The following is a 6,784-nucleotide window of genomic DNA, read 5'->3' as shown; positions in this document are numbered from 1 at the left end:
TCCGACTCAGCCCACGGTTGCCGAGTACCACGGACAAGCACGAATCGATGTGGGGCTGGGGGTCGGTGTCGGGGTGGCCCGGCGGGTGGTCGGCGCAGCCTTCGAGGATGAAGCGACCGCGGAACTGAGCCCCGGCACGGTGACCAGCGGACCGGACGGCGCCGCGGCCGAGGAACTCGCGACGGTGGACTCGGTGGGTGGTGTCGCGCTGGTGGACGCCGGCGCACACGAGGCGAGCAGGACCGCGCACGCCGCAGTTGCCGCGAGCGTCACCCTGCCGGCGAAGGAGGACGGACGGCGGGCAGTCATCTGTCCACTCTCCCATCGGGGGCCTTGTTGATCCCGCACCTGGCGCTGAGACAACTGTCGCGTCGGCCGGGAGAGCCGCCCGGTCGACTGCCGGCAGCGCACTACTGTTGCGGTGTCGCGCCCGCGCCGTTCCGACGGTCCGCAGGGCCGCGAGGCCGCCGAGACAGAAGTGGGGAATTGCGATGATGCCGGGAATGCCCGACCTGAGCCAGCTGCTGATGCAGGCCCAGCAGATGCAGGCCGACATGGCGCGTGCCCAGGCGTCACTCACCGAGACGGAGGTCTCCGGTTCGGCGGGCAGCGGCGCCGTCAGCGCGGTCGTCAACGGCGCGGGTGACCTGCTCCGGATCAGGATCGACCCGGCGGTAGTCGACCCCGCCGACATCGAAACGCTCGAGGACCTGGTGGTTGCCGCCGTGCACGACGCCCGGCGGAGCGCCGAGAAGGTCGCCGGCGAGGCGATGGGATCGGTGGCCGGCGGGTTCGATCTGTCGTCGATGGGGTTGCCCGCGGGACTCGGATTCCCCGGCGGTGCGGCCGGGTTCGACGCGGCCGACATCGATGACGACGATGATGACGAGGACGAATCCGACTTCGCCGACGCGGAGGCCATCGACGAGGAGATCGACGCCGAGCACCGCCTCGAGGTCGAGCGCGCGCGGCGTGGCGAGCTGCCCGGCCCCAGCACCTCCGACGGGGTCTGAGCGTCCGTGTACGAAGGCCCCGTTCAGGACCTCATCGACGAACTGGGCCGGCTGCCCGGCATCGGCCCGAAGTCCGCGCAGCGCATCGCCTTTCACCTGCTCACCGTCGACCCGGCCGACATGGGCAGGTTGCAGGCGGCGCTGCAGCGGGTGCGTGACGAGGTGCGGTTCTGCGAGCTGTGCGGCAACGTCGCCGCCGACGTGCGGTGCCGGATCTGCAACGACCCCCGGCGGGACGACGCGGTGATCTGCGTCGTCGAGGAGTCGAAGGACGTCGCGGCGATCGAGCGCACCCGGGAGTTCCGCGGCAAGTACCACGTGCTCGGCGGCGCCATCTCGCCGATCGACGGCATCGGCCCCGACCAGCTGCGGATCAAGCCACTGCTCACCCGGATCGCCGAGCCCGGCGTTCGCGAGGTCATCCTGGCGACCGACCCGAACCTGGAGGGGGAGGCGACCGCGACGTACCTGAGCCGGCTGCTCCGCTCCTTCCCGGACCTGTCCATCACCCGGCTCGCCAGCGGTCTGCCGGTCGGCGGCGATCTCGAGTACGCCGACGAGATCACCCTGGGCCGCGCCTTCTCCGGGCGCCGTTCGGTCGATGCCTGATGCTCGGTGCCTGACGCGCGATGCCTGACGTCCGACGGCTGGCCGACCAGGCCACGGCGCTGCTGCTCGACCGCCCGCCACGACTCGGGCGCACCCGGTTGGGTGCGGTGGACGGGCCGTCGGGTTCGGGCAAGTCCACCTTCGCCGCGCACTGGGCAACCGCCCTCACCGCTGCCGGCTGCCGGTCGTCCGCGCTGTTCTCGTCCGACGAGCTGGCCACCTGGGAGGACCCCTTCGGCTGGTTCGAGCGATTCGACGAACAGGTACTCGGCCCGCTGGCAGTGGGACGGCCCGGCCGTATCCAGCTGACCGACTGGTCGTCCGGCACCCCGGTTCCCGGCCGGTGGAAGGACGTTCCGGTGGTGGACGTGCTCGTTCTGGAAGGCGTATCCAGTGCACGGGCCGCCCTGGGCGACCGCGCGTCGGTCGCCGTCTGGCTCGAACTGGAGAACCGCCGGGAACGGCTGGAACGCGCCGTCGCCCGGGACGGGGAATCCTCCCGCGCTTACCTGACGGCCTGGCAGGACGCCGAGGACGGCTTCTTCGCGCTGGACAGGCCGTGGGAGCGCGCGGATCTGTCGCTGACGGCGGCCCCTGAGCGGGCCGATCCAGGGCGAGTTGAAGGCGTGCTCGATGACGACTGATCCCACGATTCCGGCTGACCCCCCGGACCCGCCCATCCCCGTGACTCGGACGGACCGGGGAGGGCATGCTGGCGCAGTGACGGAAGGCAAGTCGTACCGCTGGCGTGATCAGTTGCGCGACACCGTGCGGGCGCTGAGCCCCGACGACACCCAACCGCTGCCGCGCATTTCGCCGGAGCAGCAACCCGCTCCGCCCGGCCTCGTCGAGCTGCTCAGGGCTCTCGGTGTGGCGCTGCTGAACAGCGCCGACTCGGCCGCGACGACGACCGAGATCCTGCAGGACGTCGCGGCCGCCTATGACGTCGACATGCAGGCCATGGTGATGCCGACCGGCATCCTGTTCCGGGTCGGGCCCGACGAGGTCGACCTCGTTTCGGTACCCAACAAGAGTCTGCGGCTGGACCAGATCGCCGAGATCAACGACCTGGTGACGCTGCTCCAGCGGGCGGCCGTCACTCCCGCCGTCGGACTGCAGATGTTGCACCGGATCCTGTCCTCGAAACCCCGCTTCGGTGCCTGGCCGACGCTCGCCGGTCAGGTGATCCTGAGCCTCGGGTTCGGCCTTCTGCTCAACCCAGACCTGCTGGCGCTGCCTGCTTACGCCGCGATGGGTGCGTTCGTCGGTGTGCTCAGGCTGATCGCCGACCGCTGGGCCACCCTGTCGGTGGCCCTGCCGGTGATCGCCGCCTTCCTGGTCACAGTCATCTCCGTCAAGCTGGTCGCCCCGTTCGTGCAGGACGACCCGATCCGGCTGGTCGCCCCGGCGCTGGTGACCTTCCTCCCGGGAGCGACCCTGACGATCGCCACCATCGAACTGGCGAGCGACCAGATCGTCTCCGGCGCCAGCCGGCTGGTCTGGGGTGTGTCCCAGTTGTTGCTGCTGGCGTTCGGTGTGTTCGTCGGGCTCAGCCTGGTCGGGACGGTCGCCGCCGACGGCGCGCAGCAGGCCGGGTTGTGGGCTCCGTGGGTCGGCGTGGCGCTGGTTGGCATCGGCTACATGTTGTTCGCCAGCGCGCCGCCGGGCTCGCTGCTCTTCCTCTGGATGGCGCTGTTCGCGTCCTACGCGGCTCAGACGCTGGGCGCCGTCCTGCTCGATCCGGCGCTGTCCGGCTTCGTCGGCGGCCTGGTGATCGTGCCGCTCACCCAGGCGCTCTCACGGTTCCGGAAGGCGCCGCCGGCCGCCGTCATGCTGCTCCCGGGGTTCTGGTTGCTGCTGCCCGGCGCCCTCGGTTTCCGCGGCGTCTCCGGGCTGGCGACCGGGAACACCGGGGGCGCGACCGATCTGGTCGTGACCGCCATCTCGATCTTCGCGGTGGCGCTGGGTGTGCTGCTGGGCCAGTCCGTGACCCGCGACGCGCAGGCGGTGAGCCGCACCTGGCGGATCACCTTCCGGCCCCGGAGGTGACGCCGCCCGGCACCTGCCCGGCCTGCGGAAACAACAACGTGGTCGCGGCTGTCGGACCCCACGCCTACTCTGGACCGGCCGGACGGTAAAGCGAAGAAGACTGGTCGCCGGCCACCAGCGCTCATCAGTGCGGGGTTACTTCTGTGTTCGGCTCATACGTCACGGTGCTGCGCCGTCCCGGCGCCACCCGGTTCACGGCGGCCGGGATGCTCGCCCGGATGCAGATGTCGATGGCCGGGCTCGGCGCCGTCCTGCTGCTGTCCGCGGAACGTGGTTCGTTCGCCGTCGCCGGCACCGTGTCGGCCATCTACGCCCTGTCGGCCGCCGTCATCGGGCCGCAGATCTCCCGGCTGATCGACGTCTTCGGGCAGCACCGGGTCGTCCCGATCCAACTCGCGGTGCACGTTCCGGCGATTGTCGGGATCATCGCCGTCGCGGTGTTCACGACGGTGAACTGGCCGATCTTTCTGCTCGCCGTCGTCGCGGGCGGCGCCGCGCCCAACGTCGGGCCGCTGGTGCGGGCGCGCTGGTCGGCGCAACTGCACGGGAGCTCCTTGCTCCGAACGGCTTTCGCCTGGGAATCGCTCGTCGACGAGGCCGTGTTCATCCTCGGGCCGCCGCTCGCCACCGTCGTCGCGCTGCAGGTCTCGCCGAGTGCCGGCCTGATCCTCGCCACCGTGCTGCTGATCGTCGGAACGCTGCTCCTGTTGACCCAGCGGTCCACCGAGCCGCGTCCCACCGGTCGGCATTCCGGGACGAAGGGCCGGCCCGCGATCCTGCTGCCGGGCGTCGCCGGGATCGCAGGGATCTTCGTGCTGCTCGGCGGCATCTTCGGATCCTTCGAGGTGACCACGGTGGCCTTCACCAAGGCGGCCGGGGTTCCCGGTGCTGCCGGTCTGCTGCTCGCCCTGTACGCGGTCGGGTCGTTGACCGCGGGTCTCATCTTCGGAGCCCTGACGATCAGGGCAACGCTGGTCCGCCAGTTCCTTTTCTCGGTCGCCGCACTGGCCGTCGTCACGCTGCCATTGCCGTTCCTCGGGTCCGTCTGGCTGGTCGGCATCGGCCTGTTCGTCGCGGGCATCGCCTGCTCGCCGGTGCTGATCTCGGGAATGGCGCTGATCGAACGGATCGTTCCCTCGGGCCGGTTGACGGAGTCGATGTCCTGGGCGAGTTCCGGGCTGGCGGTCGGCATCGCCACCGCGACACCGCTGGCCGGGGTGATCATCGACCGGGCGGGCGCCCAGACCGCGTATTGGGTGACGTCCGGCTGCGCGATCGGCGCGCTGGTGATCGGGATCCTCGTGGTGCGCTCGCTGTCCCGGGCGCTGACCGCGGCGGAGAGCACCGCCGACCGGGTGATCGCGCAGGGAACCGGTCCGGCTGCAGAGCCGGCAGGCCAGTCCGCACAGCCGGCGGCCCCGTCCGCAGAGCCCGAAAGCCCGGTGGCCACGCAGGTACCGTGATCAACATGGAAAGCGGCCTGTTCGGACCCGGCAGTGTGACGTGGCGGGTGCACGCCGATCCGGTGTTCCCGATCGCCGGTGTGCGGGCGTTGATCATGCAGGCGCTGCACCCCCTGACGATGGCCGCCGTCGCCCAGCAACGCGGGTTCGAGGAAGACTTCTGGGGCCGACTGGACCGAACCGGACAGTACGTCTCGACGCTGACCTACGCACCGGAAACGCAGGCCAAGCGGACGGCGGCGAAGGTCCGCGGCATCCACCGCAAGCTGGTCGGCACCAACCCGGCGACCGGCGAAACATTCCGGCTGGACCGGCCGGACCTGCTGCTGTGGGTGCACTGCTGCGAGGTCGACTCCTTTCTCAGCACCGCCCGTCGGGCCGGCGCACCGATCACCCCTGACGACGCCGACGAATACCTCCGCGAGCAGGTACTGGCGGCCACCCTGGTCGGGATCCCCGCGGAGATCGTGCCCTCGTCGGTGACGGCGATGAAGCACTACTTCCAGGACATACGGCCGCAGCTCGAGCTCACCGACGACGCGACCCGCGGTGTCAAGGTGCTGATCTCCCCGCCGATGCCGAAGAAGGTCCGGCTGCTCACCCCGGCAAGGCCCGCGTGGGCCGGGCTGGCCGGCATGGCGTTCGCGCTGATGCCCGGCTGGGCCCGCAAGCTCTACCGGATGCCGGGACTTCCGACCACCGACCTCGCCGCCACGGGGGCGCTGCGTGCGTTGCGCACCGGGCTACAGGTGCTGCCGGACAAGTGGACCGGCCCGCCGGAGGTGCTGGCAGCACGCGCGCAGATCGATGCCCTGGACGAGCAGCGCGCGCAGGCCATGGACAGCGACGGCCAACGGGCCGGATGACGGCGCGGGACACCGGGGCGCCTGGGCCGGCTGATCAGGTCCGCCGGACGGCGATCGCTCTCTCGGCGCTCTCGCAGAGCGGCCTGACGTACGGGACCAACGAGTACGACCTCGATCGCTACCGCAAGCTCGGCGCCCTCGCCGCCGACCTCCTGGCTGCCATCACCGACGAGCCCGCCGAGACCTGGCGGCTGGAACTAGGCCGCGAGACCGGTTATGCCACACCCAAGGTCGACGTCCGAGGCGCGCTGGTCGACGACGACGAGCGTATCCTGCTGATGCGCGAGCGATCGGACGGCAGGTGGTCGCTGCCCGGCGGCTGGGCCGACCCGCTGGACACGCCGTCACGCGCCGTCGAACGCGAGATTCTCGAGGAGACCGGTTACGGCGCAACGGCTGTCAAGCTGGTCGGGGTCTGGGACCGGGAGACGCAGGGGCATGTTCCGCCGCTGCCGTTCTCGATCTACAAGCTGTTCTTCCTCTGCGCCGCGACCGGTGAGGTACGCCCGCCGGACGCCCTGGAGACGCTGGAGATCGGCTGGTTTCCGCTCGACGCCCTGCCCGACCTCTCGCTGGGCCGGATCAACGCCCGGCAGCTGGGCCGGATCCTGGCGCACCGTCGCGACCCGACGCTGCCCACCGAGTTCGACTGACCCGGGTCCCTTCCCGCTCCGACGACCGATCGAGATGGCGCAATCGCACCCTTTTTCGCCCGAGAAGCAGCCGGAATCGCCATCTCGACGCTGAAGGTGGGACGGGGGTGGCGGACGGGGGCGGTGCGCGA

Annotated in this window: 7 protein-coding genes and 1 pseudogene; all 8 read left to right on the top strand. The window is 70.8% G+C overall.

What is annotated here, in order from left to right; genetic code table 11:
• A partial coding sequence (locus ACVBEQ_RS27965; protein ID WP_447156714.1) for a hypothetical protein occupies window positions 1–340 on the top strand: 340 nt, incomplete at its 5' end.
• A gap of 163 nt (window positions 341–503) precedes the next feature.
• Window positions 504–818 (top strand): annotated as a pseudogene (locus ACVBEQ_RS27960) (YbaB/EbfC family nucleoid-associated protein); the annotation flags it as partial.
• A gap of 201 nt (window positions 819–1,019) precedes the next feature.
• Entirely contained in the window at window positions 1,020–1,622 is a 603-nt protein-coding gene (gene recR, locus ACVBEQ_RS27955; protein ID WP_447156713.1) for a recombination mediator RecR, read from the top strand.
• Window positions 1,623–1,642: 20 nt separating this feature from the next.
• Complete coding sequence (locus tag ACVBEQ_RS27950; RefSeq protein ID WP_447156712.1) at window positions 1,643–2,266, top strand: uridine kinase family protein; 624 nt, start codon at window positions 1,643–1,645, stop codon at window positions 2,264–2,266.
• A 76-nt stretch (window positions 2,267–2,342) separates the two neighbouring features.
• Complete coding sequence (locus tag ACVBEQ_RS27945; RefSeq protein WP_447156711.1) at window positions 2,343–3,671, top strand: threonine/serine exporter family protein; 1,329 nt, start codon at window positions 2,343–2,345, stop codon at window positions 3,669–3,671.
• A 143-nt stretch (window positions 3,672–3,814) separates the two neighbouring features.
• Entirely contained in the window at window positions 3,815–5,134 is a 1,320-nt protein-coding gene (locus ACVBEQ_RS27940; protein WP_447156710.1) for an MFS transporter, read from the top strand.
• A gap of 5 nt (window positions 5,135–5,139) precedes the next feature.
• Window positions 5,140–6,000 carry an oxygenase MpaB family protein gene (locus ACVBEQ_RS27935; RefSeq protein WP_447156709.1) on the top strand — a complete coding sequence of 287 codons (861 nt, stop codon included), beginning with the start codon at window positions 5,140–5,142 and terminating at the stop codon, window positions 5,998–6,000.
• Window positions 5,997–6,653, top strand: a complete 657-nt coding sequence (locus ACVBEQ_RS27930) for an NUDIX hydrolase (RefSeq protein ID WP_447156708.1) — start codon at window positions 5,997–5,999, stop codon at window positions 6,651–6,653. Before ACVBEQ_RS27935 ends, ACVBEQ_RS27930 begins: the two co-directional genes overlap by 4 nt.
• Window positions 6,654–6,784: the final 131 nt, after the last annotated feature.

It is taken from the genome of Nakamurella sp. GG22, assembly GCF_052976845.2.
This window is presented reverse-complemented; position numbering and strand designations above follow the sequence as displayed.

What these genes read in the sequence shown, in the direction of transcription:
- ACVBEQ_RS27950 (WP_447156712.1), top strand. Translation starts at nt 1,643, where the DNA reads ATGCCTGACGTCCGACGGCTGGCCGACCAGGCCACGGCGCTGCTGCTC.
- ACVBEQ_RS27935 (WP_447156709.1), top strand. Translation starts at nt 5,140, where the DNA reads ATGGAAAGCGGCCTGTTCGGACCCGGCAGTGTGACGTGGCGGGTGCAC.
- ACVBEQ_RS27930 (WP_447156708.1), top strand. Translation starts at nt 5,997, where the DNA reads ATGACGGCGCGGGACACCGGGGCGCCTGGGCCGGCTGATCAGGTCCGC.